Origin of the sequence: Pseudomonas sp. 28 E 9 (assembly GCF_900004785.1) — a bacterium.
Lineage (GTDB): Bacteria > Pseudomonadota > Gammaproteobacteria > Pseudomonadales > Pseudomonadaceae > Aquipseudomonas > Aquipseudomonas orientalis_A.
Window position 1 is genome coordinate 214,425 of sequence record NZ_CVTK01000047.1, and the last position, 24,660, is coordinate 239,084.

The window sequence follows — 24,660 nt, forward strand, 5'->3', positions numbered from 1 at the left end:
ACCGAGCCTAAGCGAGGTGCCGAGTGGTGGGGCAAGAGCGTTTTGCTTACTTTTGCGCTTTTCAAAAGTGAGCCGCTGTAAAAGCGGAACCCATGGCAGCCGTTACCGCAGAAACGGATATGTACTCGGTCCAATCCAACATCCTGGTCGGCCCCGAAGCCGCCATCGGGGGCAAGCCCCCTCCCACATTTGGACCGGGATCGACACAAAAGCCTGATCGGCCCTGAGGCCGCCATCGGGGACAAGCCCCCTTGACGTTCACGTCAACCTGCCATTAGCTTAGCCTCAGGACTTTCTCGAGCACCCCCATGAGCACCACCTACAGCATCTCCGACCTCGCCCGCGAGCTCGACATCACCACCCGCGCCATTCGCTTCTACGAGGAACAAGGCCTGCTCGCCCCCGAACGCCGCGGCCAGGAGCGCATCTACTCGGCACGGGACAAGGTCAGCCTCAAGCTGATCCTGCGCGGCAAGCGCATCGGCTTTTCCCTGGCCGAATGCCGCGAGTTGATCGAGCTCTACGACCCCACCAGCGGCAACCACATTCAACTCAACAGCATGCTGGCAAAGATCGCCGAGCGCCGTGAACAGCTTGAGCAACAGTTGCTGGATATCGAACAAATGAAGCTGGAACTGGACACCGCCGAAGAGCGTTGCACCCAGGCCCTGGCACACACCATGCGCCAGGCCGGCCATTAACCAGAAGGTAACCGCCATGACCCTCCCCTCACACGTACGCCTGGTGGAAGTCGGCCCGCGCGACGGTTTGCAGAACGAAGCCCAGCCGATCAGCGTCGCCGACAAGGTGCGGTTGGTGGACGCCTTGAGCGCCGCCGGCCTGGGCTACATCGAGGTCGGCAGTTTCGTGTCGCCCAAATGGGTGCCGCAGATGGCCGGTTCCGCCGAGGTGTTCGCGCAGATCCAGCGCAAGCCAGGCGTGACCTATGGCGCGCTGGCGCCAAACCTGCGCGGTTTTGAAGATGCACTGGCGGCCGGGGTCAAGGAAGTCGCGGTATTTGCGGCGGCCTCCGAAGCGTTTTCCCAACGCAATATCAACTGCTCCATCAGCGAGAGCCTGGAGCGGTTTGCGCCGATCATGGCCGCGGCCCGGCAGCACGGCGTCAGCGTGCGCGGGTATGTGTCGTGTGTGCTGGGTTGCCCCTACGAAGGTGATATTGCTGCGGAACAGGTGGCGGCGGTCGCCCGCGAACTGTATGCCATGGGCTGCTATGAAGTGTCCCTGGGCGACACGATCGGCACCGGCACGGCGGGCGCGACACGGCGGCTGTTCGAGGTGGTCGGCGCACAGGTGCCGCGCGACAAGCTCGCCGGGCATTTCCACGACACCTACGGCCAGGCGATCGCCAACATCTACGCCAGCCTGCTGGAAGGCATCCAGGTGTTCGACAGCTCTATCGCGGGCCTCGGCGGCTGCCCTTATGCCAAGGGCGCGAGCGGTAACGTTGCCACCGAAGATGTGGTGTACCTGCTCAATGGACTGGGGATCGACACCGGCATCGACCTGGAGCGCCTGATTGGCGCGGGCCAGCAGATCAGCCAGGTGCTGGGACGGGCAAGCGGATCGCGGGTGGCGAAGGCGCGTAATCTCGGTTGAGTAGCACAGCTGTGACAATGTGTTACCGCAGCCCGGCATAACGGGTAACGCGGGAACATAATCCGCCGCCCATCCAAAAAAATAGACCCTGGCAAAAAATCAACTCATTGATTTTAAAGGACTTTAAAAAGTTGGCACGGCTTCTGCTATCTTTATGGCATAACAAGAATAAAAAGCACCAAACCTAATAAAAATAAGACGAAACGACTCTGACATAACAAAAACAACACGGCAGAGACGCAGCTAACAGATTTTTTTGGAGAAGATGTGCTTTGCAGGGTACGGCATGCCGAAACCCGCAACCGGTTAGAGAAAAATAAAACTACCTCAGGTAGCTACCCACTGGTTGGATCGTTTACGAAAAAGCAGATCAGCGCTCAAAAAAATACGTTTGCTCTTGACCCCGGATGGGGGTCGCCAAAACAGCGGTACGGGTCACGGCTACCAAAAACAACAACAGGCCGCCCCTCAATAATAAAAAAAGAGCACGCAACGACAAATTAAAGGGGACCTTCGGGTCCCCTTTGTGCTTTCTGTGTGTTATTGCCAGAGTGTTTGCAACTCTTCGATTGAGATCTCGCGCATGCGGAATTTCTGGATCTTGCCCGTCACCGTCATCGGAAACGCGTCCACGAACTTGAAATGCCTGGGCATCTTGAAGTGGGCGATGCGGCCCTTGCACCAGGTTTGCAGTTCCAGCTCGCTCGCCACCTGCCCCGGGTGGAACTTGATCCAGGCGACGATTTCCTCACCGTAGCGTTCATCGGGGATACCGATGATCTGCACATCGGCCACGGCCGGATGGGTGAAGAAAAACTCCTCAAGCTCCCGTGGATATACGTTCTCGCCACCGCGAATGATCATGTCCTTGTTGCGCCCGACGATGCTCACATAACCGTGCTCGTCCATGGTCGCCAGGTCGCCGGTGTGCATCCATCCCTCCTCATCGACGGCATCGCGGGTGCCTTCTGGGTTGTTCCAATAGCCGAGCATCACGCTGTAGCCGCGCGTGCATAGCTCGCCGATTTCACCGCGTGGCACGGTGTTGCCATCAGCGTCGATGATCCTGTTTTCCAGCTGCGGCTGGGTGCGACCTACGGTGGTCACGCGGCGCTCCAGATCGTCGTCGGCTCCGGTCTGCAACGACACCGGGCTGGTTTCGGTCATGCCATAGGCAATCTGCACTTCGCGCATGTGCAGCTCGCCAATGACCCGGCGCATCACCTCGATCGGGCAGGTTGAGCCGGCCATGATCCCGGTACGCAGGCTGGACAAGTCGAACTCGCCCAGGCGTGGGTGATCGAGCAGCGCGATAAACATGGTCGGTACGCCGTACAGGCCGGTGGCGCGCTCTTCGGCGACGGCGGTCAGCGTCAGCAGGGGGTCGAAGCCGTCGTTGGGATAGATCATGGTAGTGCCGTGGGTGATGCAACCGAGGTTACCCATCACCATGCCAAAACAGTGGTACAGCGGCACGGGAATGACTAAACGGTCCTGCGCGGCAAGCCCGAGGCTTTCGCCGACCATGTAGCCGTTATTGAGGATATTGTGGTGACTGAGGGTAGCGCCCTTGGGGAAGCCGGTGGTGCCGGAGGTGTATTGGATGTTCACGGGTTGGTCGAAGTGCAGGCTGGCCTGGCGACTGTGCAAGTGCCCGGGCGGGACATCGGCACCGAGCGCCGACAGTTGCGACCAGGGCATGAATGCGGGCGGCGGATTGGGGTCCAGGCTGATGAGGCCACGCAGGTCGGGCTTCAGCGCCTGGAGCATGGCGTGGTAATCGGAGGTCTTGAACGCACCGGCACACACCAGCCACTGGCAGCCGGATTGCTTGAGCACGTAGTCCAATTCACTACTGCGGTACGCCGGATTGATATTGACCAGGATCACCCCGAGTTTCGCGCTCGCCACCTGGCAGACCAGCCATTCGGCGCAATTGGGTGCCCAGATGCCCAGGCGGTCGCCGGTTTGCATGCCCAGGGCGAGGAACGCCCGCGCGTGCAGATCAACCGTCTCGGCCAGCTCTCGCCAGGTGTAGCGCCGCTGTTGGTGGCGGACCACCAAGGCTTCGCCATCAGGATACTGCGCAGCGGTAAGATCGAACGCCTCGCCAATGGTCATGGCCAGCAAGGCTTTGTCCTGGGAGCCACGGCTGTAGCTCGGATTCGGTTGATCCATAACGACCCCTGTTGTCTTTTTTGTAGGTTGACGTAAACGTAAACTACGATTGACAGCGCCGCAACGCAAGCTTACGTTAACGTAAAGGTCAGCGCCCTCCCCCGCGCGTTGCCGACACAACAACAAAAGCTCACATTAAGGTGCCTGTCCATGAGTTACCCGTCCCTGAACTTCGCCCTCGGCGAAACCATCGACATGCTGCGCGACCAGGTGCAGTCCTTCGTGGCCAAGGAAATCGCGCCCCGCGCAGCCCAGATCGATATCGACAACCTGTTTCCCGCTGACCTGTGGCGCAAGTTCGGCGACATGGGCCTGCTGGGCATCACCGTGCCGGAGGAGTACGGCGGCGCCGGCCTGGGTTACCTGGCGCACGTGGTGAGCATGGAGGAAATCAGCCGTGGCTCGGCCTCGGTGGCGTTGTCCTACGGCGCCCACTCGAACCTGTGCGTCAACCAGATCAACCGCAATGGCACCCACGCCCAGAAACTCAAGTACCTGCCCAAGTTGATCAGCGGCGAGCACATCGGCGCCCTGGCCATGAGCGAGCCGAATGCCGGTTCCGACGTGGTGTCGATGAAACTGCGTGCCGACAAGCGCGGTGACGCCTACGTGCTCAACGGCAGCAAGACCTGGATCACCAACGGCCCCGACGCCCACACCTACGTAATCTACGCCAAGACCGACGTGGAAAAGGGCGCCCATGGCATCACCGCATTCATCGTCGAGCGTGACTGGGCAGGCTTCAGCCGCAGCACCAAGTTCGACAAGCTGGGCATGCGCGGCTCCAACACCTGCGAGCTGTTTTTCGATGACGTGCACGTCCCCGAGGAAAACATCCTCGGCGTGCTCAACGGCGGCGTCAAAGTGCTGATGAGCGGCCTCGATTACGAACGCGTGGTGCTCTCCGGCGGCCCCACCGGAATCATGCAGGCCTGCATGGACCTGATCGTGCCCTACATCCACGACCGCAAGCAGTTCGGCCAGAGCATCGGCGAGTTCCAGCTGATCCAGGGCAAGGTCGCCGATATGTACACCCAGCTCAATGCCAGCCGCGCCTATCTTTACGCGGTAGCCCAGGCCTGCGAGCGCGGCGAGACCACGCGCAAGGACGCCGCGGGCGTGATCCTGTACAGCGCCGAACGCGCCACGCAAATGGCCCTTGATGCGATCCAGATTCTGGGCGGCAACGGCTACATCAATGAATTCCCCGCCGGGCGCCTGCTGCGTGATGCCAAGCTGTACGAAATCGGCGCCGGTACCAGTGAGATTCGAAGGATGTTGATCGGTCGCGAACTGTTCAACGAAACCCGCTGAAGGAGCTGCTCATGGCTACCCTGCATACCCAGCTCAATCCGCGCTCGGCGGAGTTCGCCGTCAACAGTGCGGCGATGCGCCAACAGGTCGACGCGCTGCACGCCCTGCTCGCCCAGGTACAACAGGGCGGCGGCGCCAAGGCCCAGGAGCGGCATACCTCGCGCGGCAAACTGCTGCCGCGTGAGCGCATCAATCGTTTGCTCGACCCAGGCTCGCCGTTCCTCGAATTGAGCCAGTTGGCCGCCCATCAGGTGTACGGCGAAGACGTGCCGGCCGCCGGCGTGATTGCCGGTATCGGCCGCGTGGAAGGCGTCGAGTGCATGATTGTCGCCAACGATGCAACCGTGAAAGGCGGCTCGTACTACCCGTTGACGGTCAAGAAACACTTGCGCGCCCAGACCATCGCCGACCAGAACCGCCTGCCGTGCATTTACCTGGTGGACTCCGGCGGTGCCAACCTGCCGCGCCAGGATGAAGTGTTTCCGGACCGCGAACACTTCGGGCGGATCTTCTTCAACCAGGCCAACATGAGCGCCCAGGGCATCCCGCAGATCGCCGTGGTGATGGGCTCCTGCACCGCCGGTGGCGCCTATGTACCGGCCATGGCCGACGAAGCGATCATGGTGCGCCAGCAGGCGACTATCTTCCTCGCCGGCCCGCCGCTGGTGAAGGCCGCCACCGGCGAAGTGGTGAGCGCCGAAGACCTCGGCGGCGCCGATGTGCACTGCCGGATTTCCGGCGTGGCCGACCACTACGCCGACAACGATGAACACGCCCTGGCCCTGGCCCGCCGCAGCGTGGCCAACCTCAATTGGCGCAAGCTGGGCGAGTTGCGCCAACGCACGCCCGTCGCGCCGTTGTACAGCGGCGAAGAGTTGTATGGCGTGATCCCGGCCGATGCCAAGCAGCCGTTCGACGTGCGCGAAGTGATCGCGCGGCTGGTGGACGGTTCGGTGTTCGATGAGTTCAAGGCGCTGTTCGGCACCACCCTGGTGTGCGGCTTTGCGCACCTGCACGGTTATCCGGTGGCGATCCTGGCCAACAATGGGATCCTGTTCGCCGAAGCCGCGCAAAAAGGCGCGCACTTTATCGAACTGGCCTGCCAGCGCGGGATTCCGCTGCTGTTTCTGCAGAACATCACCGGTTTCATGGTCGGCCAGAAGTACGAAGCCGGCGGCATCGCCAAGCACGGCGCCAAACTGGTCACGGCGGTAGCCTGCGCCAAAGTGCCGAAGTTCACCGTGATCATCGGCGGCAGTTTCGGTGCCGGCAACTACGGCATGTGCGGTCGTGCCTATGACCCGCGCTTTTTGTGGATGTGGCCCAACGCGCGCATCGGCGTGATGGGCGCCGAACAGGCGGCGGGCGTGCTGGTGCAGGTCAAGCGCGAGCAGGCCGAGCGCGCCGGCAATGCGTTCAGCGCCGAGGAAGAAGCCGCGATCAAGCAGCCGATCCTCGACCAATATGAAACCCAGGGCCACCCCTACTATTCCAGCGCACGCCTGTGGGATGACGGCGTCATCGACCCGTTGCAGACCCGCGACGTGCTGGCCCTGGCGTTGTCCGCCGCACTCAATGCGCCTATCGAGCCGAGCCGCTTCGGCGTATTCCGCATGTAACCTGTAGGAGCGAGCTCGCTCGCGAAAAACGTCCAGTCAACGCGTGCATCCTGGATACCCGCGCTATCGTTGACGACCTTCGCGAGCAAGCTTGCTCCTGCAGGAGGCCTCTCATTTTCATGGAGCTTCTTGCATGAGCGATTTCAACACCCTCGAACTGATCACCGACAGCCGTGGCTTTGCCACGTTGTGGCTCAGTCGTGAAGCCAAGAACAATGCGTTCAACGCGCAGATGATCCGCGAACTGATCATCGCCCTCGACCACGTCCAGGGCGACCCGTCCCTGCGCTTTCTGGTGTTGCGCGGGCGCGGCAAGCACTTCAGCGCCGGCGCCGACCTGGCCTGGATGCAGCAGTCGGCCGAGCTGGATTACCACACCAACCTGGACGACGCCCGGGAACTGGCCGAGTTGATGTACAACCTGGCCAAGCTGAAAATCCCCACCCTGGCGGTGGTACAAGGCGCCGCTTACGGCGGCGCGCTGGGATTGATCAGTTGCTGCGACATGGCGATTGGCGCCGATGACGCGCAGTTCTGTCTGTCGGAAGTGCGTATCGGCCTGGCACCGGCGGTGATCAGCCCATTCGTGGTGCAGGCCATCGGTGAACGCGCGGCCCGTCGCTATGCGTTGACGGCCGAGCGGTTTGACGGCCAGCGTGCGCGGGAGATCGGCCTGTTGGCGGAAAGCTACCCGCTCGAGACGTTGGAGCAACGGGTGGATGAGTGGATCGCCAACCTGCTGCACAACAGCCCGGCAGCGATGCGTTCGAGCAAAGACTTATTGCGTGAGGTGGGCAGCGGTGCCCTTACCCCGGCGCTGCGGCGTTACTGTGAAAACGCCATCGCGCGAATTCGGGTCAGTGCCGAGGGCCAGGAAGGCTTGCGCGCCTTTCTGCAAAAACGCGCACCCAGCTGGCAATCCAAGGAGCCGCACCCATGAGCCCACTGACAAGCGTGCTGGTGGCCAACCGTGGCGAAATCGCCTGCCGAATCATGCGCACCGCCAAGGCGATGGGGCTGACCACCGTGGCCGTGCACAGTGCAATCGACCGTGATGCGCGGCACAGCCGCGAAGCCGATATTCGTGTCGACCTGGGCGGCAGCAAGGCCACCGACAGTTACCTGCAGATCGACAAACTGATCGCCGCTGCCCACGCCAGCGGCGCCCAGGCGATTCATCCGGGCTACGGCTTCCTTTCGGAAAACGCCGGGTTCGCTCGGGCCGTCGAGGCGGCGGGCTTGATCTTCCTCGGCCCGCCCGCCTCGGCCATTGACGCCATGGGCAGCAAGTCGGCGGCCAAGGCGCTGATGGAAACCGCCGGTGTGCCGCTGGTGCCGGGCTATCACGGCGAGGCCCAGGACCTGGAGACCTTCCGCGCGGCCTGCGCGCGTATCGGTTACCCGGTGCTGCTCAAGGCCACGGCCGGCGGCGGCGGCAAGGGCATGAAGGTGGTCGAGGACGTCAGCCAGCTGGCAGAAGCCCTGGCCTCCGCCCAGCGTGAGGCGCTGTCGTCATTTGGCAACGGGCAGATGCTGGTGGAGAAATACCTGCTCAAACCGCGCCATGTGGAAATCCAGGTATTTGCCGATCAACACGGTAACTGCCTGTACCTCAATGAGCGCGATTGCTCGATCCAGCGGCGTCATCAAAAGGTCGTGGAAGAAGCCCCCGCGCCGGGACTCGGTGCCGGGCAGCGCAAGGCCATGGGCGAAGCGGCGGTACGTGCGGCCCAGGCAATTGGTTACGTGGGCGCGGGGACCGTGGAGTTCCTGCTGGATGCGCGCGGCGAGTTTTTCTTCATGGAGATGAACACCCGCCTGCAGGTCGAGCATCCGGTCACCGAGGCGATTACCGGCCTCGACCTGGTGGCCTGGCAGATCCGCGTGGCCCAGGGCGAGGTGCTGCCGATCAGCCAGGCAGAGGTACCGCTGAAGGGGCATGCGATTGAGGTCAGGCTGTATGCCGAAGACCCGGCCACTGATTTCCTGCCCGCCACCGGACGGCTGGCCCTGTACCGCGAGTCCAGGCCCGGCCCGGGGCGGCGCGTGGACAGCGGCGTCGAGCAAGGGGACAGTGTTTCGCCGTTCTACGACCCGATGCTCGGCAAGTTGATTGCCTGGGGCGAGGACCGTGAACAGGCGCGGCTGCGGTTGCTGAGTATGCTCGACGAATTTGCGGTGGGCGGGCTCAAGACCAACCTGGGCTTCCTGCGGCGCATCATTGGCCATCCGGCCTTTGCCGCGTCCGAGCTGGATACCGGGTTTATTCCGCGCTATCAGGCTGAGCTGCTGCCGGTGGCCGGGGCGTTGAGCGATGAGTTCTGGCAGGCGGCAGGTTCGGCCTTTATGCAAACCTTGCCGGCCGGTGACGGGCCGTGGGCCGCGACCCACGGCTTTCGCGCGGGGCTGCCGGCGCAGGTTTCACTGCATTTGAGCTGTAATGGCCAGGATCGACTGGTCACGCTGGCCGGGCCATCGTCGCCACTCATGGACGAGCAGCTGGTCATCGAACACCAGGGTATCCGTCGCGCCCATCTGGCCGTGCGCAATGAAGGCACGGTGTACCTGCGCTGGGATGGCGAGATGCAGGCGGTCAGCCTGTTCGACCCGATTGCGGCGGCCGAGGCCGGTCACACCGCTCAAGGCGGTCTCACCGCGCCCATGAACGGCAGCATTGTGCGCGTGCTGGTGGACATCGGCCAACGCGTCGAAGCCGGTGCGCAACTGGTGGTTCTTGAAGCGATGAAGATGGAACACAGCATCCGCGCGCCCGCGGCGGGCGTGGTCAAGGCCTTGTTTTGCCAGGAGGGCGAGATGGTCGCCGAAGGCAGTGCGCTGGTGGAACTGGAGCCGGCGCACTAGAACTTCGCCATGGCTTGCACGACCACGCCCAGGATGCGGCAATCGTCGGTGAACAGCAGTTTGGGGTAAGTGGGATTGAGCGGCACCAGGTAAAGCTGGCCGCTGTCTGCCTGCAACCGGCGAAAGGTCGCCTGGGGGTTGTCCAGCCATTGCGCAACCACCAGTTTGCCGGGCTGCGCCTCGATGGCCGGATCGACCAGGATCAGCATGCCTGCGCTGATGCTCAGGCCGGTGGGCGCAGTCATGGCGTCGCCGATCACCGGCAGCCAGAAGGCGTCGCCGTGGGCATGGTAATCGGTCAATTCAAAGCGTTCCGGCCCATAGCTGGCGCGTGCTTCGCGCAGTTCGCACACACCGCCCCAGTCATTGACCGGGTAGCGAAAATACGGGTTGTAGTGGTGCTCCAGGGCCGCCTGTGTATCTGCCCGCTCACGAATCTCCAGCGCCACCTCAAGGTAGCCCAGCCCCAACTCCGCCAGCACTCGGTTCATGTCCGCCAGGCTCGGGACGCGGCGCTTGTTGAGCCAGTGACCCACGCCGCCCTGGGACATGCCCAGGCGCTCCGCCAGTTCATCCTGCGTGACCTTGCGGTCTTTCATGTTGGCTCGCACCAACGCTATCCAGTTATCCATGGCGCTGACAATACGTTGCGTATTTGCCAGGGCAATAAACAGTTTGTAGTAATCCATGAAACGACATAAATACGATACGTACTATCATCCGTACAAGGTTTTCGACACCCACCCAGAGTACCTCCCCTCATGACGACGAGCCCGTATCACCTGCCTGAAACACCTGAAAACACCGAGCTGCACGACATGCGCTGCAGCGGTGCCGCACAGCGCGCGCTGGACTACTATTTGAAAGAAGAGATGTCTGCGCCGGACTCGGACCCGAGCTTTTTCACCCTCAAGCCTGGCATCAGCCAGGAGGAAGCGCTGGTGCACGCCTCCGACCTGCTGCGCAGCGCGGCGGCAACCGCCTACGAGTCGGCGAGCAGCCATCAGGGCAATCAGCGTGACCTGGCATTTTCGGTGGTGTATTTGATTGATATGGCGAAGGCGATGGTGGAGCGGTCGTTGCGAGCGCCGAACGCTCAGGCAAACGGATGATGGGCGCAGGCGAAAAATATTTCTATCGAACGGATAAAAACATTTGACTTGCAAATGATAATGATTATTATTGGACCCAGCTGATCGCGAGATCAGTCAATAGACCAAGAGCCCTTAGGTCGGACTCCTGGAATATCTCCTCATCAGGCTAATCACGGTTTTTGACCCGGCTCTTTGGCCGGGTCTTTTTTTTGCCAGTTGTTCTGGCATGGCTTCAGGCTAATGAAGACTGTGTGTTGCTTGATGGCGCGGATGGTAGCAAAAGACCATTGCGAAAAGAAAGCCGCAGCCAGGCTTCAGCCCATTTCTTCACGATTTAGCGCTTGAGAATCAATCTCATAGACCCTAAGCTGCCGCAGCGTCACGGATGACGCCCCCTCCCCCGTGCAACAATTTTGCTTCCAGACATTGCCTGCCGCCTGTGTAAGATAGCCGCCACAACCTCATATTCAGGCAACCAGACTATGACCGTGGCCTTGACGTCCATCAAAATCAGCACCGACTTCGACAGCGGCAATATCCAGGTCCTGGATGCCAGCGATGCCTACCAGTTGCTGCTGGCGATCAAACCCGACACCCGTAGCCAACACTACCAATGGTTCCACTTCAAGGCCGAAGGCATGCATGTGGGGCACACTCACACGTTTCGCCTGAGCAACGCGGGCCGGTCATCCTACAAGCATGCATGGACCGGCTATAACGCCGTGGCGTCCTATGACCACGTCAATTGGTTCCGCGTGCCATCGCGCTTTGATGGCGAAATCCTGCATATCAGCCTCCAGACCCGGGAAAAACACGCGTGGTTCGCCTACTTCGAACCCTACAGCCGTGAACGCCACGACTGGTTGATCGAACAGGCGCTGAAGTACGCCGGCGTCAAGCTGCTGGCCACCGGTAAAAGTGTCGAGGGCCGTGATATCCAACTGCTGCGCCGTGGCAAAGGCGGCGAAGGCCGCCGCAAGGTCTGGATCATTGCCCAGCAGCACCCCGGCGAACACATGGCCGAATGGTTTATGGAGGGCGTGATCGAACGCCTGCAACAGAGCGGTGACACCGAGTTGAAAAAGCTCCTGGCCGTCGCCGACCTGTACCTGGTGCCCAACATGAACCCCGACGGCGCATTTCATGGCCACCTGCGTACCAACGCCATGGGCCAGGACCTCAACCGCGCCTGGCAGAGCGCCAGCCAGGAACTCAGCCCGGAAGTCCTGTTCGTGCAAGAGCAGATGGAAAAACATGGCGTCGACCTGTTCCTCGATATCCACGGCGACGAAGAAATCCCCTACGTGTTCACTGCCGGCTGTGAAGGCAACCCCGGCTACAGCCCGCGTATCGAAGCCCTGGAAAAACACTTCCGCAGTCACCTGAGCCAACTGACCCGTGACTTTCAGACCACCTACGGCTACACCCGCGATCTGCCGGGCGAAGCCAATATGACCCTGGCGTGCAATGCGGTCGGTGAGAAGTACGACTGCCTGTCACTGACCCTGGAGATGCCCTTCAAGGACAACGACGACGCGCCCAACGCGAAAACCGGTTGGTCCGGCGATCGCTCCAGGCAGTTGGGCAAGGATGTGCTGAGCAGCGTGGCCGATATCATCGGCCACGTGCGTTGACTGTCGGTCAAAGCTGATCAGTGGCGGCTGCCGGTCATGCTTTGCAGCACGCCGTCGCGGCGAATCAACCCGTGGAACAGCGCGGCCGCCAGATGCACCAGCACCGTCAGGAACAGCAGGTAGGCAAGATAACCATGGGCCTTGCGCAACAGCGCAAACAACGGTGCATTCGCCGAGACCAATGCCGGCAGTTGCACGGAGCTGCTGAGCATCACCGGGTCACCGGCGGCCGAAATCATTGCCCAGCCCAACAACGGCAGCACCAGCATCAAGCCATACAACACCCAGTGAGACGCTTTGGCCGCGAGCACTTGCCAGCGCGGCAAGTCAGCCGGCAGCGGCGGTTGGCGCGTGGAAAAACGCACCACCAGGCGCACGATGACCAGCGCCAGAATGGCGATGCCCAGCGGCTTGTGCAGGTGAATCAGCCACTCGTGGCGCTCGGACACCGACGCCGCCAGGCCCGCACCGATAAACAGCATGGCGATGACCATCAACGCCATCAGCCAGTGCAGCAAACGCGCCAGCGGGGCGAAAAAGCGTGGTTGAATCTTCATGGCTTCGACTCCTGGGAGGCACTGTGCAACGGGCTGACTTCACCGGCGCGGCGCAGGTAGGAACTGGCATAGGCCGCCGAGCGGGCCGCCAGCAGCGGGTCATTGGACGCCTCGATACCGCTGGGCAGAATCAGCGGGTCGAAGTTGATATCGCGGCAATCGCCGTCGGCTTGTGGCTGGCTGCTCTGCAGCACCAGGGTGCCGGCGTTGACTACCTTGTGCGCGCCGGTCCAGGTCTTGCTGGCGTCATCGAGCGGGTCGCCGGGATTGGCCAGCGTCATGTTCAACTGCCAATGCAGCGGCCGCGCAGCCAGGCGCTGCACCAGGTCTTTTTCCAGGAAGTCGCCCCCCTCAGGCGCGGTATCGCCCGCCGCATCCTGGCTCTGTGGCACCACGGTCCAGCGCACGGCCTGGCGTTTGCCGTCGGCGCTCACCAGGTAAAACGCGTTGATGCCGTTATAGGTTTCGGTCGCGTAACTGGCCGATGGCCTGGCGGTTTTGACCCAGGCCAGAAACCCCGCTGTCTCCGGGTGGGCGGCAAAAAACGCCGGCATGCTCGCCGGGTTCGGCTTGCCGGTGGCCGGGTCCGGCGCGCCGGCCTTGAGCAATTGGTAGAACGCCTCGGGCGTGCCCACCGGGAACACCGGCATGCTGTTCATCCCGGTGCGCCACTGCTGGCCGTTGGCCTGGCTGAACTGCACGGCAAAACTGCGGATCGGCACACTGCTGTCCGGCGCATAAGGGTTGCCGCTGGGCAAGGCGAAACGCCCGATCAACGGGGTTTTCGCCTCGTTGAACACCTGGGCGCTGGAGTAGGCACGCACTTCGGGACTGCTCTCGAAGTACCCGGCCACGCACACGCCCTTGGCATGGTTACGCCGAAACCCCGGGTGCACACCGTTATTGGTTTCCAGGGCATTGACCAGGGTTTTTGGCCGCAGGCGCTGTGGGTCGAGGGTGCCGTTGACGTAGGCAAATGCCCCGGCAACAACGGCAACCACGGCACCGATACCGGCGAGTCGCGCGATCAGGCTCGCAGTGCTTAACGGAGGACGGGGCGGTGGTGAGTGATCTACCATGAATGAACTCCAGGGCCTGAGGCCTTAGGGGGTGAAACATAAGGTCGGAGCATTGAGACGCACGCCGATACACTCTATTCCCTGGCCGCATTTTATTTTTCGGCCCATGGAATAACCTTCGGCGCCGAACGTCTCTCCAGTCCCAGCAGCGTAGTAGCCAACCAGACACCCATGCACGAACTCGACGAACAGTTACGCGAACTCATCCCCAGGCTGCGGCGCTTTGCCGTGTCCCTGACCCGTAACGCCAGCAGCGCCGACGACCTGGTGCAGTCCACCCTGGAACGGGCCATCACCGCCTGGGCCGACAAGCGCATCGAAGGCGACCTGCGCGCGTGGCTGTTTTCGATCCTGTACCGACAATTCCTCGACGCCCATCGGCGCAACCGACGCTACGCGCGCATGCTCGAATTCTTCACCGGCCGCGACGATGCGCAGCCCTCGGTAGAGCGTACGGTGATGGCCCAATCCACCCTGCAAGCCTTCGACCAACTCACTGCCGAGCAGCGCGCCCTGCTGCTGTGGGTGTCGGTCGAAGGCTTGAGCTACAAGGAAGTCGCCGAAATACTCGACGTGCCCATCGGTACGGTGATGTCGCGTCTCTCACGCGCCCGCCATGCCTTGCGTCAACTCAGCGATGGCGAAATTGCCAGCCCTTCCCTGCGGATACTCAAATGATCAGCCTGCCTCCCAGCGAACGTGACTTACACGCCTACGTCGATCACCAGTTGCCGGACAGTGATCGCCGTGTCCTTGAAACCTGGCTGGCGAGCCACCCCGACGTGGCCGCCCAGGTGCATGCCTGGCAACAGGATGCGCAGTTGCTGCGCGCATCCTTGAGCGGTGCCCTGCAACAACCGGGCAACCCGGCATTGGACCCGGCGCTGATTCGCCAGCGCGTCAAGCATCGGTCCCGCCGCCATCTCGCCACTGCGGCGCTGCTGCTGATCGCGGTCAGCCTTGGCGGACTGGGCGGCTGGCACGCCCGCGAGGCCACCCAGCCAGGGCTGTTGCCGATGGCCGATGCGATGCAGGCCTACCGCCTGTTTGCCCAGGACGGCATCATGCCCGCCGACTACAACGCTCAGGACCGCAGCACCATGCAGGCCTGGCTCGATCGTTACTTCAACCAGGCCCATCGCTTGCCCGACTTGAGCCAGGCGGGGTTCAAGCCGGTCAGCGGGCGACTGCTCACCACCGACCAAGGCGCAGCGGCCATGGTGCTGTACGAAGACCCGCGGGGCCGGCGCATCAGTTTCTATATCCGCCCACCGGGCCCGAACAACGGCTTCCTGCCGCGCGGCAGCCGCAGCGCCGACGGCTTGCAGGCCGATTATTGGTCGGGCGGCGGGTACAACTACGCGATGGTCAGTCCCGTGGATCAGGCCAGCCCCGGGCAAATGAAGTTCTAGAAGCCCACGTCCAGCACCACGTTGTCCACATAGATACCGGCCGGTGGCGTGGGCTGGTCGGTGTAGATCCTGGCGTTGTAGTTGTACACCTGGCTGCCCGTGCCCAAGCCATTGCCGGGGTTGACCTCGGCCGTGGAGCTGGCCCGCCGCGCCGCGCCAATACTGCCCCAACGCGTGGTACCGGCACTTTTGAAAAGGTCGTAGGCCAGGTAGTTGCCGCCGGAAACCATGCGCCGCCGGCCACCGACGCTGACCGCGTTCTGGCCATCGCTCAAGCCCACGGTGTAGGCGCTGCCCTTGGTGCAGGCAATGTTGATGGTCTGCCCGGTCACGGCGGCGAACCCGCTGACCACTGGCGCGCTGCCGAAGCTGACATTGGGCGCGGTGATCTGGCAGTCATTGGTCACGTTCATGCTGACGGTCAGCGCCGCCGTGCCGCTGCCGATGTCACGCCCCAGGCAGATGCCGCCAAGACCGACTCCCGAGCAGTAGTTCCAGTTCCAGGCGATGTTCAGCGTCTCGGTATACAAGCCGGCGGCGACATTGCTGCCGGTGATGCTGCCCAGGTACAGCGGTATGGTTTTCGTACCCGGCCCCGCGATCAGGCCGATGATCTGGGCGATACCGCCGGCGCCGCCAAAATCGAACTGCGCCCCACGGGTGATCGGATAACTGGTGCTGTTGGTGCCATAAATCGTGTAGCCGATCACATCCCCGGTCGGCCCGCGCATGCCGCCCTGAGTCGACGTGATCGTGGCGTAGAAATGGTCGGTCGACACCAGCAGCGAGATCAGCGCCGAGGTGCAGCTCAGCCCGGCATTGGTGGTGGAGCTGGTTTGCGCAGCGGTGCGTACGGTCATCGAACTGATAGAGCCGAAACTGGCCGGTACCGTGGACGCCACCGAACACACGGCCAATGCCTTGCCCGAACACAACAGCCCCAAGCCAAACAGCCCTACCCCACACAGCCATCCCTTGCCCTTCACCTGGACACTCCCTGTTCAATCCTTCATTGGCAGACCAACGGCCCGACCAGCGGCACGTCCTGTTGCTGCTCATCGATATCGAAGCTCGCCTGGCAGCTGCGACCTTCTGCGAGAGTGACGTGCAGCGTGTTGTGGGCGCTGAGGTTTTCCAGATACACCAGCCCGTCCCAGCCCACGACTGCCTGGGTGTTGCTCTGTTCATGCACCACCAGGCTGCCCAGCGGCAACTCCTGGTGCTGACCGTCGACCAGGGTGATGCTCGCGGCGAGCACCCGGCGCAATGGAAACTCCAGCAGATAGCCGCTGCCACGGCGCACCGACACGCGCTGCTCGACATTCGGGGTCTGCACGTTCGGTGGCAGGTTCAGCGGGTCGATTTCATATTTGGCGCGGTAATAGGCACTGCTCCAGGGCACCAGCAAGTGGCCCTTGTGGTCGGTCTCGCCGACCAACTGGTTTTCATAGCGCACCGGGATCCCGGCAAACCCTTGGGTGCTCACCACCACAAAGGCATCGTTGATCCGGTTGGCGGCAAACGTGTTACCGCCCATCCACACCAGCGAGCCGCTGGCATCCGCCCAGCGTGTCTGGGCATCGCTGCTGCCGTACACACCGGCCTGCAACTGCACCGATTGCAGGCGCCAGGTCAGGTCGGCCTGGCGATAAGCCGGGGCATCACCCTGGGCGTAGCCGAGGTTATAGCCCACCCCGCCTTCGCTGGGCACCGCCCGGCTGTAGTTGATGCGTTGGCGGCTGGCGCCGTCCTTGCCGCGCTCGGTGCTCAAGGCCAGGCTGCCGTTGAGGTCGAACGGAATCACCAGTTGCGCCTGCATCGCCCAGTTGCTGTCACCGATTTCGCGGTTGGCCGACAGGTACACGCTGGAGTTGCGCCACAGCGGTTTGCTCCAGCTCAGGTTGAGCAGGCGCGTGCGCGAGTCGTCCGCCGCCTGCACGTCGAAATAGCCCAGGCCGAGGCTGCCGAACCGCTCGAGGTTGAGGCTCAGGGTGACTTGCTCGCTGCGCTTGCTGAGGCGAGCGTAGGGCGTGTCGACCAGGGTCAGGTCGGCATACGCGTCGCGCCGTTCGACACGTTGGTACATCAGGCTGTAGCGCGCGCTGTTGTACTGATAGCCCAGGCTCAGTTGCCGGCCGCTGCGGCTGTCGAACCGACTCTGGCTGACGGCGGTATTGAGCACGCCGAAATTGCCCAGGCGCAGGTTGCCGCCGAGCCCGCCGAGGGCCAGGTCGCTGGACGCTTCGGCGTGGCTTTCCAGGGTGAGGTTGTCGGAATAGCCGTAGCGGAACGTACCGCTGGCCACGCCCGGCCCGTAGCCGAAATCGCGCAGGGTGTAGTCACGGCGCAAGGTCCCGGCGGCCACGGAAAAATCCGTCAGGCCGTGTTGCAGCAAGGTGCTGGTGACATAGAAGGGAACAGTGGTCGACACCTGGCGGCCGAGGGCGTCGGTGGTGACTACCACGGCCTCACCGGCACCATTGATGAACGGGATGTTGGTCAGGGTGTACGGCCCGGGTTGCAGCTGGGCGCTTTCGGTCTTGTAGCCGTTGATGAACAGGTCGACCGACGAGGGCACCGCCGCCTCGCCGGCAAATTGCGGCAAGGGGTACGTCACCAGGTCCGGACGCACGGCAAAGTCCCGCGACAGTTGCACCCCGCCCAGGCGCACCGAGCTGCTCCAGGGCAACGCAGCGCTGATCACGTCGCCGGCCTCGTAGGTGAGCAGCCGCTCATCATCGGAGAAGCGCCAAGTGGTGTCGTAGCGCCGATAACCATTGTTGAGCGTGCTGTTGCTGATGCCACTGGACAGGGTCTGGCGCAGTTGCCCGGTGTTGGACAAGGTGCCCCAGTTATCGAACAGGCGCACCTCGTTCCAGGCCGCAAGGTAACTGCCGCCCTCGTCGGTGTCGTTGAAATACACGTCATAGTTGAGCAAGGCGCCGAAGCTGCTCATGGCCTGGGTGCGCGGGTAGGTGTTGCGGTTGCCGATGAACTGCTCCTGCAACCAGGACGGTGGCACATCCAGCAGCAGGCGCTGGCCATTGCTGTCGTAATCACTGTGCAGGCCAGGCACGCTGTCCAGGGCCACGCTGCCGTCGGGGTCACCCGGCAGTTTCATGCCCACGTCTCGCAAGGCGCTGGCGGGCACGAAGAGTTGCCCGGCACGTTGCTCGACCGCGATGACCCGGCCGGTGTCCATCTGGTTGACCACCAATTGCAGAAACAGCTGTGCATCGGCGACCGCCTCCATGCTGCTCGGCGGCGGCGGCAGATCGCCCGCTACCGCAGCGCCCCACAACCCGCTTGCCACTGCCATCGATGGCCATATACCACGAGCCCAACCACGACTCACCATGGCGTTGCGTCCTTCAATGGACATCTCCATCCTGTTAAAACCCGGGCTCGCACCCGTCTCGCGACACACCGTTTATCGTGTCGGCGCGAGGCTCTCCACTTGCGTCGCGCCGTTGATCCTGACCTGCAGCGGCTGGTCGCCCGGCACATCGCCCGGCATCGGCCAGCGCATGGTCGCCCCCGGCAATACGTAGCCGAGCAGCCCTTCCACCAGCGGCCGGGTCTGGCCGCCCTGTTTGAACGAGGCATCGGTCAACCGCGCATGCACGGCGCCCTGGTTACGCACCTCGATATAGCTGCGCCCGGCCACATTGACCTTCTTCCAGCTCAATTGCGGCTGCCCGGCGCCCTTGGGGTCGCGCTGGCGGGTGGCGTCGTCCTTGCTCCACAGGCCGGCACCGTAGGCAAACAAGGGCACCGAATAGCGCATCTGGAAACGAATCGCCGCCGCCGTATTCTTGCCCTCCGGTGGCGCGGGCACCTGCAGCGCCGAGGGAATTTCATCGATGATGATGCGATAGGCCAACTCCCGGCCTGGCGGCACTTCACGGGTGCGGGTCAGGCGCACCAGTTGCTTCTGCCCGGGTTCGATCCTGGCCACCGGCGGGCTGCCGACCACATCGCGCTGGTTCTGGTACTGCTCGTCGAAGCCGTTCTGGCTCCAGGCAAACACGCGCACCTGCAGGTTGGCCGTCTCGCTGCCACGGTTCTCCAGCCACAGCGCACTGGCCTGTTGGTCGGCCTCCAGCACCGGGTCGATGGGCCAGATCAGCACCGAGCTGGCCGCCTGCACAAGCCCGCTCGTGCACAGGGCACCCAGGACAACACCCGCGGCCCACAGCCGCCGGGAAGGTGAACGCATAAAACCACTCCTTATTCCCATAGCCCTACCACGACAGCTGCACCTGCAACGTGTCGCTGTACGTCCCCCCAGGCTGATTGCCCGGCAGTACCACCCGCCCGTAGATCGGCAGGCTGATGGTGTTTGCATCGCTGTAGCTCACGCTGACGCTCTGGCCGATCCCCAGGCTCTGGCTGAACGCCGCATCGCGAAACAGTTGGTAAGCCACCCGCGCGCTGCCGCTGTTGTGCAGCAAATTGCGCCCGGTGCCGCTGTGCAACCCGCCGTCGACACTCATGCTCAGCGCCACGCCCGGCGTACATTGCAGGGTCACGCCGCCGGTAAGGGCCGCCGTCACCGTGCTGGTGGCCAGGGCCGAATAGCTGCCATAGGTCAGCGTGCCGTAGTTGCTGGCGCTGCCCACGATCAGGCAACCCGGCGTGATGGTCGCGCTGACCTGGAAGCTCTGGCTGGTCACCGCCGACAACGGTAGTGGCAACGCCAGCCCACAGGCCAACCACACCCTGAGCCACATCGTCAGAACGTCAGCTCCACGGCCACGGTGTCGGTGTAGACGCCTGCCGGCAGGCCCGGCTTGCCCACCGCGCGGCCATACAGGCCCACGGTTTGCGCGACACCGGTACTGGCGGCGAGAGTAATCACGCCATCGACCGCCAACAGCGAAGAGAAACCGCTGTCGGTGTAAAAGTCATAGGGCACGAAATTGCCCGCGCCATCGGCCAGTGCGCGAGTACCACCCGGCGAGGCGCCGTCATGGGCACCGGCGCGCACTTTGACAGCGGGCGTGGTGCCGGCCGAACACAGGATCGACAGCGCGCCGCCGGTGCCGGTGCCGCCCAGCAACTGGGCATCGGCGTTGGTAAACAAGCTATTGGTCGTACCGAAGTTGAGGCTACCGAAGTTCAGCCCGGTCGCGGCACCGGAGCCGTTGACCTGGCAGCTGGCAATCAAGGTCAGGCTGGAGCTGATCTGCCCGGTCACGGTGGTCGCCGCATTGAGGCTGGAGCCCATCGCCAGGCCCAGGGCGCAAACGCCCAATCGAGATACGAGTACATGCATGATATCCATCCTCATGGTTTACCAATCCAGAGTCACCGTCAGGGTGTCTGTATAGATGCCGGCCGGTAAGGCCCTGGTATTCGCCACCACGGAGCCGAATACCGGGATCGGTATCTGGGTGTCGTGGGTCATGGCGAAGTTTCGTTGCTCGCCGATGCTGTAGGCGCTGCGACCCAGAGGGTCTGCCCACAGCTGATAGGGAATGGACTGGCGCCCGTTGCTCAGGCGCCGCGTGATGCCGTCGCCGTTGGTGCCACCGTCGATGGTCACCGTGAAACTGTTGGCCACCGAGGGGCTGCAGGACACCGACAAGGGGGTTTTGTCGCCCGCGGAAACGGCCGCGCCCAGGGTGTCGTTCCAGGTCGGTCCCTGGCTGCCGAAATCCAGCATCGCGGTACCGCCTTCGGGCGTCACGGGCGCCGTGTCGACGCTCTTGTTGACCTCGCAGCTGGCGGTGATCACCAGTTGCGCCTGAATCTGCCCGCCGGCGGCAGCCGCTTGCGCGTCTTCGGCCAGCAACAGCAGAGCCGTTACGGCCAGGTAGCGGATTACCATGTGACCGTAACCTTGAGCAGGTCGGAATAACGGCCGACGACGGGGATGTCCTTGAGCGGCTCGATACGGCCGAACAGCGGCAGGTCGACGGAGCCGCTGTCCGGCACGCGACCGCTGACCGGCATATCCACCGGCAACGGGATCAACCGCGCGGCGTCGGCATAAATGCGATAGGGGATGGGCTTGCTCGCCGGCGCGCCATTGGCCAGATAGCGCACTTCGCCAACGCCGCCATGCAGGCCGCCGTCAACGCGCACTTGATAGGGTGTATCGGGATTGCATTCCAGGCGTGGCTGGCGCTGGCTGATCAGCGCCGCACTCAAGGGCCCGGCCGGGTCATCCAGACGCGGGCCGCTGCCGAAATCCAACACGCCAAGCTGCTCGATGCCCGCAGTGCGCGTGGTACCCACCAACTGGCAACCGCGCTGCACATCGATGCGCACCACCACTTGGACCTGCGCCGCGAACACCGTGTTGCAGAGCATCATGCCCATGACTGCCAATACTGTCCGTTCCTTCACTGCCCCAAATCCTTATACAGGGGTGGCTCCTGCGTATAAGGGTAGCCACTTGGGGAAAATCTGCCAGTCTGGTCAGAAATACCCCGGCGTTCGGCTGTTCCGGGAGGGCTGGCTGCCGCCTGGGTATTGGTCAAATCGTGGCGAGCGTCCTAAAGTGAGCGACCACCGAAACAAGAGTGACGCGCCTTGACCGTGCTTTCCCTGATCCGTCGCCTGCTGGGCACCACACCCCAACAGGCGGGGGCATCGCCCATCAGTGCTTTTTTCCGGCACAAGGCTGAGCAGCAGGGCTATACCCTCAGCGCCGGACAGACCCGCGCCATTGCCGCGCTGGCCCGCGAAACCGAACACCTGCTCAGCGGCCGGCCCGCCCGCAGCCTGTACCTGCACGGCCCGGTTGGGCGCGGCAAAAGCTGGCTGCTCGATAGTTTTTTCCAGGCGCTGCCGATTGCCGAGAAGCAGCGCGTGCACTTTCACGACTTTTTCGCCGACCTGCACCGGGGCATGTTCCAGCACCGCGCGCAGGACGACGCGCTGGCCCTGGCCCTGGACGAACGGCTGGCGGACTGCCGCGTCCTGTGTTTCGACGAATTCCATGTGCACGATATCGGCGATGCGATGCTCATCAGCCGTTTGTTCAAGGCCTTGTTCCAGCGCGGTGTGCTGGTGCTGGTGACGTCCAACTATGCGCCCGAGGGCCTGCTGCCCAACCCGTTGTATCACCAGCGCTTCAAGCCGGTGATCGACCTGATCGCGGCGCGCATGGAGGTGCTGGAAGTCAGTGCCCCCGAGGACTTTCGCCGCCTGCCCCAGGCCCATGCCGAGCAGCGCTTCAGCACGGGCAGGTACCTCTGGCCAGGCAGCGTGGCGCAACGTGAGGCGCTCGGGCTGCCTGCCGCCGATTGCCCGGCGTTGCCCCTGACCGTTGGCAACCGACAGTTGCAGTGCCGCCGCCGTGAAGCACACAGCATCGCCTTTACCTTCGGCGACCTGTGCGAACAGCTCACCGCCGTGATGGATTATCTGCTGCTGTGCCAGGACTTCGACCACTGGATCATCGACGGCCTGCCCCCCCTCGCCGACTGCCCGATTGCCGTGCAGCAACGGTTTATCAACCTGGTGGACGTGCTTTACGACCGCGACAAACAGCTGATCCTGATCGGCGCGCAGCCACTGGAGCAGGCCCTGGGCGGCAAGGCCATCGACCTTGCACGTACTGCCAGCCGCCTGGGGCAATTACGCCAGTGCGGCACGCAAGTCGCGCGCGACCCGGTATCATGAGCGCCTTTTCACGCCCCCTTGTCGAGTGACCGCGCCGTTGATCAATACCCTCGCCCAACTCAAGGCCGGCCAATTGGCCGGCACTACCCGCCTGGACCTGGCCTGCGGTTTGACCGAATTCCCCCGGGAAATCTTCGAACTGGCCGACTCGCTGGAAATCCTCAACCTCACGGGCAACGCCTTGAGCAGCCTGCCGGACGACCTGCACCGCCTGCGGCACCTGCGCGTGCTGTTCTGCTCGGACAACGCCTTCACCGAACTGCCCGAATGCCTGGGCCGCTGCGCCCAGTTGAGCATGATCGGCTTCAAGGCCAACCGTATCGAGCAGGTGTCGGCAGCCGCTCTGCCGCCGCAATTGCGCTGGCTGATCCTCACCGACAACCGCATCAGCCAATTGCCCGACGAACTCGGCCAACGCCCGCTCCTGCAAAAGCTGATGCTGGCCGGCAACCAACTGACGCAACTGCCGCCCAGCCTGGCCCAGTGCGAAAACCTTGAATTGATCCGCATCGCCTCCAACCGCCTGACCCACCTGCCGCAGTGGCTGCTGACCCTGCCGAGCCTGACGTGGCTGGCGTACGCCGGCAATCCGGTGGAAATGGCCGTTGAGGTGACGGCCGACGGAACACCGGACATTCCCTGGACCGAACTGCAACTGGGCGAAGTGCTCGGCGAAGGCGCCTCGGGGATTATTCGCAAGGCGCTGTGGAAACCCCGGGCGTTGCCGGTCGCGGTCAAACTGTACAAAGGCAGCATCACCAGCGACGGTTCACCGCTGCATGAAATGCAAGCCTGCATCGCCGCCGGGCTGCATCCCAACCTGATCAAGGTCGAAGGCCGCGTCAGCGATCACCCCGATGACCAGGCTGCATTGGTGATGGACCTGATCGACCCGAGTTACCGCAACCTCGCGGCGTTGCCAAGCCTGGCTTCCTGCACGCGGGACATCTACGCACCCGACACCCGTTTCAGCCTGGACGTAGCACTGCGCCTGGCACGCGGTATCGCCTCGGTCGCCGCGCACCTGCACCGGCACGGCATTACCCACGGCGACCTGTATGGCCACAATATTTTGTGGAATGCGGCGGGTGATTGTTTGCTTGGGGACTTTGGCGCGGCGTCCTTCCATGCCACGGCGGACACTCTGGAAACCAGAGCGCTGCAGCGCATTGAAGTACGCGCGTTCGGCGTGCTGCTGGGGGAGTTGCTGGAGCGGGTCGAGGGGGTCGTTGCAGACGAGCTGGTTGAACTGCAAATCCGCTGCTGTCAGCCACAAGTGCTGGCGCGACCGAGTTTCGACGAGATCGAATTCCTGCTGAACGCGCTCTGACACCACGGGAACAAATGTGGGAGGGGGCTAGCCCTAGTGCCTGTAGGAGCGAGCTTGCTCGCGAAAAACCCACAGGCACCGCGTTAATTCAGGACGCACGCGTTATCGTTGACGTTTTTCGCGAGCAAGCTCGCTCCTACAGGGGGCGGTGTGCCATGGGTATCTACACAACGCCCAGCGCTAAACACGATGCGCAGCGAGTCGCTCTTGATCTGGCTTTTGATCTTGATCTCATGCGCCCCGTTAAACCACGCTGGCCGAACGCAGGCTTGAATCCGTGGGCAACCCGGCAGGACGCCGGGTTAGCCGCACTGGGCCATGGATGGCCC

The 24,660-nt window shown here is 63.1% G+C and carries 23 protein-coding genes; 12 read left to right on the top strand and 11 right to left on the bottom strand.

Annotated features, from left to right (window positions below; genetic code table 11):
• Nucleotides 1–308: 308 nt before the first annotated feature.
• Nucleotides 309–701 (top strand): MerR family transcriptional regulator, encoded by a 393-nt coding sequence (locus BFQ00_RS14975; protein WP_057721728.1) that lies wholly within the window; start codon nucleotides 309–311, stop codon nucleotides 699–701.
• Nucleotides 702–717: 16 nt separating this feature from the next.
• Nucleotides 718–1,617, top strand: coding sequence for a hydroxymethylglutaryl-CoA lyase (locus BFQ00_RS14980; protein WP_065884893.1), 900 nt, complete (start codon nucleotides 718–720; stop codon nucleotides 1,615–1,617).
• Between the two features lie 540 nt (nucleotides 1,618–2,157).
• Here the strand turns inward: BFQ00_RS14980 and BFQ00_RS14985 are convergent.
• On the bottom strand, nucleotides 2,158–3,795 hold the full coding sequence (locus BFQ00_RS14985; RefSeq protein ID WP_065933953.1) for an AMP-binding protein: 1,638 nt from the start codon (nucleotides 3,793–3,795) through the stop codon (nucleotides 2,158–2,160).
• A 150-nt stretch (nucleotides 3,796–3,945) separates the two neighbouring features.
• On the opposite strand from BFQ00_RS14985, the gene BFQ00_RS14990 reads away from it, so the two are divergent.
• The 4 genes from BFQ00_RS14990 to BFQ00_RS15005 all read left to right on the top strand — a co-directional run bounded on the left by BFQ00_RS14990 (nucleotide 3,946) and on the right by BFQ00_RS15005 (nucleotide 9,590).
• Nucleotides 3,946–5,109: an isovaleryl-CoA dehydrogenase gene (locus tag BFQ00_RS14990; RefSeq protein WP_065896761.1), complete on the top strand. Its 1,164-nt coding sequence runs from the start codon at nucleotides 3,946–3,948 to the stop codon at nucleotides 5,107–5,109.
• 11 nt (nucleotides 5,110–5,120) lie between these two features.
• The gene (locus BFQ00_RS14995; RefSeq protein ID WP_065933954.1) at nucleotides 5,121–6,728 is read left to right on the top strand and encodes a carboxyl transferase domain-containing protein; all 1,608 of its coding nucleotides are present in this window, start codon (nucleotides 5,121–5,123) and stop codon (nucleotides 6,726–6,728) included.
• Nucleotides 6,729–6,861: 133 nt separating this feature from the next.
• Nucleotides 6,862–7,668 carry a gamma-carboxygeranoyl-CoA hydratase gene (locus tag BFQ00_RS15000; protein WP_065894889.1) on the top strand — a complete coding sequence of 269 codons (807 nt, stop codon included), beginning with the start codon at nucleotides 6,862–6,864 and terminating at the stop codon, nucleotides 7,666–7,668.
• Nucleotides 7,665–9,590, top strand: coding sequence for an acetyl/propionyl/methylcrotonyl-CoA carboxylase subunit alpha (locus tag BFQ00_RS15005; RefSeq protein WP_065933955.1), 1,926 nt, complete (start codon nucleotides 7,665–7,667; stop codon nucleotides 9,588–9,590). The genes BFQ00_RS15000 and BFQ00_RS15005 overlap by 4 nt, the downstream gene beginning before the upstream one ends.
• Here the strand turns inward: BFQ00_RS15005 and BFQ00_RS15010 are convergent.
• Nucleotides 9,587–10,222 (bottom strand): LexA family protein, encoded by a 636-nt coding sequence (locus BFQ00_RS15010; protein WP_065934062.1) that lies wholly within the window; start codon nucleotides 10,220–10,222, stop codon nucleotides 9,587–9,589. The genes BFQ00_RS15005 and BFQ00_RS15010 overlap by 4 nt on opposite strands.
• A gap of 129 nt (nucleotides 10,223–10,351) precedes the next feature.
• On the opposite strand from BFQ00_RS15010, the gene BFQ00_RS15015 reads away from it, so the two are divergent.
• Together BFQ00_RS15015 and BFQ00_RS15020 are read left to right on the top strand one after the other, a co-directional pair.
• A complete protein-coding gene (locus tag BFQ00_RS15015; RefSeq protein ID WP_065884887.1) occupies nucleotides 10,352–10,702 on the top strand; it encodes a DUF6124 family protein in 351 nt (116 codons plus the stop codon).
• 464 nt (nucleotides 10,703–11,166) lie between these two features.
• Complete coding sequence (locus BFQ00_RS15020) at nucleotides 11,167–12,318, top strand: M14 family metallopeptidase (RefSeq protein WP_065933956.1); 1,152 nt, start codon at nucleotides 11,167–11,169, stop codon at nucleotides 12,316–12,318.
• 17 nt (nucleotides 12,319–12,335) lie between these two features.
• On the opposite strand, the gene BFQ00_RS15025 is transcribed toward BFQ00_RS15020, so the two are convergent.
• Nucleotides 12,336–12,875 carry a cytochrome b gene (locus tag BFQ00_RS15025; protein ID WP_065933957.1) on the bottom strand — a complete coding sequence of 180 codons (540 nt, stop codon included), beginning with the start codon at nucleotides 12,873–12,875 and terminating at the stop codon, nucleotides 12,336–12,338.
• On the bottom strand, nucleotides 12,872–13,954 hold the full coding sequence (locus BFQ00_RS15030) for a catalase family peroxidase (protein ID WP_065933958.1): 1,083 nt from the start codon (nucleotides 13,952–13,954) through the stop codon (nucleotides 12,872–12,874). The genes BFQ00_RS15025 and BFQ00_RS15030 overlap by 4 nt, the downstream gene beginning before the upstream one ends.
• 171 nt (nucleotides 13,955–14,125) lie before the next feature.
• Between BFQ00_RS15030 and BFQ00_RS15035 the strand changes: the two genes are divergently transcribed.
• Together BFQ00_RS15035 and BFQ00_RS15040 are read left to right on the top strand one after the other, a co-directional pair.
• On the top strand, nucleotides 14,126–14,632 hold the full coding sequence (locus BFQ00_RS15035) for an RNA polymerase sigma factor (RefSeq protein WP_065933959.1): 507 nt from the start codon (nucleotides 14,126–14,128) through the stop codon (nucleotides 14,630–14,632).
• Complete coding sequence (locus tag BFQ00_RS15040) at nucleotides 14,629–15,366, top strand: anti-sigma factor family protein (RefSeq protein ID WP_065933960.1); 738 nt, start codon at nucleotides 14,629–14,631, stop codon at nucleotides 15,364–15,366. Before BFQ00_RS15035 ends, BFQ00_RS15040 begins: the two co-directional genes overlap by 4 nt.
• Here the strand turns inward: BFQ00_RS15040 and BFQ00_RS15045 are convergent.
• The 7 genes from BFQ00_RS15045 to BFQ00_RS15075 form a co-directional block, all read right to left on the bottom strand.
• On the bottom strand, nucleotides 15,363–16,352 hold the full coding sequence (locus tag BFQ00_RS15045; protein WP_065933961.1) for a Csu type fimbrial protein: 990 nt from the start codon (nucleotides 16,350–16,352) through the stop codon (nucleotides 15,363–15,365). The two genes, BFQ00_RS15040 and BFQ00_RS15045, sit on opposite strands and share 4 nt — an antisense overlap.
• Before the next feature lie 23 nt (nucleotides 16,353–16,375).
• A complete protein-coding gene (locus BFQ00_RS15050) occupies nucleotides 16,376–18,724 on the bottom strand; it encodes a fimbria/pilus outer membrane usher protein (protein WP_065934063.1) in 2,349 nt (782 codons plus the stop codon).
• Nucleotides 18,725–18,796: 72 nt separating this feature from the next.
• Entirely contained in the window at nucleotides 18,797–19,585 is a 789-nt protein-coding gene (locus BFQ00_RS15055; RefSeq protein ID WP_065933962.1) for a fimbrial biogenesis chaperone, read from the bottom strand.
• Between the two features lie 25 nt (nucleotides 19,586–19,610).
• A complete protein-coding gene (locus BFQ00_RS15060; protein WP_065933963.1) occupies nucleotides 19,611–20,099 on the bottom strand; it encodes a Csu type fimbrial protein in 489 nt (162 codons plus the stop codon).
• Nucleotides 20,100–20,101: 2 nt separating this feature from the next.
• On the bottom strand, nucleotides 20,102–20,644 hold the full coding sequence (locus tag BFQ00_RS15065) for a Csu type fimbrial protein (RefSeq protein ID WP_065934064.1): 543 nt from the start codon (nucleotides 20,642–20,644) through the stop codon (nucleotides 20,102–20,104).
• Between the two features lie 18 nt (nucleotides 20,645–20,662).
• Nucleotides 20,663–21,199, bottom strand: coding sequence for a spore coat protein U domain-containing protein (locus BFQ00_RS15070; protein ID WP_065933964.1), 537 nt, complete (start codon nucleotides 21,197–21,199; stop codon nucleotides 20,663–20,665).
• Nucleotides 21,193–21,684 (bottom strand): Csu type fimbrial protein, encoded by a 492-nt coding sequence (locus BFQ00_RS15075; protein WP_083227379.1) that lies wholly within the window; start codon nucleotides 21,682–21,684, stop codon nucleotides 21,193–21,195. Before BFQ00_RS15075 ends, BFQ00_RS15070 begins: the two co-directional genes overlap by 7 nt.
• A gap of 222 nt (nucleotides 21,685–21,906) precedes the next feature.
• Between BFQ00_RS15075 and zapE the strand changes: the two genes are divergently transcribed.
• The gene (gene zapE / locus BFQ00_RS15080) at nucleotides 21,907–23,001 is read left to right on the top strand and encodes a cell division protein ZapE (RefSeq protein ID WP_065933966.1); all 1,095 of its coding nucleotides are present in this window, start codon (nucleotides 21,907–21,909) and stop codon (nucleotides 22,999–23,001) included.
• Nucleotides 23,002–23,041: 40 nt separating this feature from the next.
• A complete protein-coding gene (locus tag BFQ00_RS15085; RefSeq protein ID WP_065934065.1) occupies nucleotides 23,042–24,331 on the top strand; it encodes a protein kinase in 1,290 nt (429 codons plus the stop codon).
• Nucleotides 24,332–24,660: the final 329 nt, after the last annotated feature.

Coding starts and splice junctions, on each gene's coding strand:
- BFQ00_RS14975 (WP_057721728.1), top strand. CDS start 309: ATGAGCACCACCTACAGCATCTCCGACCTCGCCCGCGAGCTCGACATC.
- BFQ00_RS14980 (WP_065884893.1), top strand. CDS start 718: ATGACCCTCCCCTCACACGTACGCCTGGTGGAAGTCGGCCCGCGCGAC.
- BFQ00_RS14985 (WP_065933953.1), bottom strand. CDS start 3,795: ATGGATCAACCGAATCCGAGCTACAGCCGTGGCTCCCAGGACAAAGCC.
- BFQ00_RS14990 (WP_065896761.1), top strand. CDS start 3,946: ATGAGTTACCCGTCCCTGAACTTCGCCCTCGGCGAAACCATCGACATG.
- BFQ00_RS14995 (WP_065933954.1), top strand. CDS start 5,121: ATGGCTACCCTGCATACCCAGCTCAATCCGCGCTCGGCGGAGTTCGCC.
- BFQ00_RS15000 (WP_065894889.1), top strand. CDS start 6,862: ATGAGCGATTTCAACACCCTCGAACTGATCACCGACAGCCGTGGCTTT.
- BFQ00_RS15005 (WP_065933955.1), top strand. CDS start 7,665: ATGAGCCCACTGACAAGCGTGCTGGTGGCCAACCGTGGCGAAATCGCC.
- BFQ00_RS15010 (WP_065934062.1), bottom strand. CDS start 10,222: ATGGATAACTGGATAGCGTTGGTGCGAGCCAACATGAAAGACCGCAAG.
- BFQ00_RS15015 (WP_065884887.1), top strand. CDS start 10,352: ATGACGACGAGCCCGTATCACCTGCCTGAAACACCTGAAAACACCGAG.
- BFQ00_RS15020 (WP_065933956.1), top strand. CDS start 11,167: ATGACCGTGGCCTTGACGTCCATCAAAATCAGCACCGACTTCGACAGC.
- BFQ00_RS15025 (WP_065933957.1), bottom strand. CDS start 12,875: ATGAAGATTCAACCACGCTTTTTCGCCCCGCTGGCGCGTTTGCTGCAC.
- BFQ00_RS15030 (WP_065933958.1), bottom strand. CDS start 13,954: ATGGTAGATCACTCACCACCGCCCCGTCCTCCGTTAAGCACTGCGAGC.
- BFQ00_RS15035 (WP_065933959.1), top strand. CDS start 14,126: ATGCACGAACTCGACGAACAGTTACGCGAACTCATCCCCAGGCTGCGG.
- BFQ00_RS15040 (WP_065933960.1), top strand. CDS start 14,629: ATGATCAGCCTGCCTCCCAGCGAACGTGACTTACACGCCTACGTCGAT.
- BFQ00_RS15050 (WP_065934063.1), bottom strand. CDS start 18,724: ATGGTGAGTCGTGGTTGGGCTCGTGGTATATGGCCATCGATGGCAGTG.
- BFQ00_RS15055 (WP_065933962.1), bottom strand. CDS start 19,585: ATGCGTTCACCTTCCCGGCGGCTGTGGGCCGCGGGTGTTGTCCTGGGT.
- BFQ00_RS15060 (WP_065933963.1), bottom strand. CDS start 20,099: ATGTGGCTCAGGGTGTGGTTGGCCTGTGGGCTGGCGTTGCCACTACCG.
- BFQ00_RS15065 (WP_065934064.1), bottom strand. CDS start 20,644: ATGCATGTACTCGTATCTCGATTGGGCGTTTGCGCCCTGGGCCTGGCG.
- BFQ00_RS15070 (WP_065933964.1), bottom strand. CDS start 21,199: ATGGTAATCCGCTACCTGGCCGTAACGGCTCTGCTGTTGCTGGCCGAA.
- BFQ00_RS15075 (WP_083227379.1), bottom strand. CDS start 21,684: ATGCTCTGCAACACGGTGTTCGCGGCGCAGGTCCAAGTGGTGGTGCGC.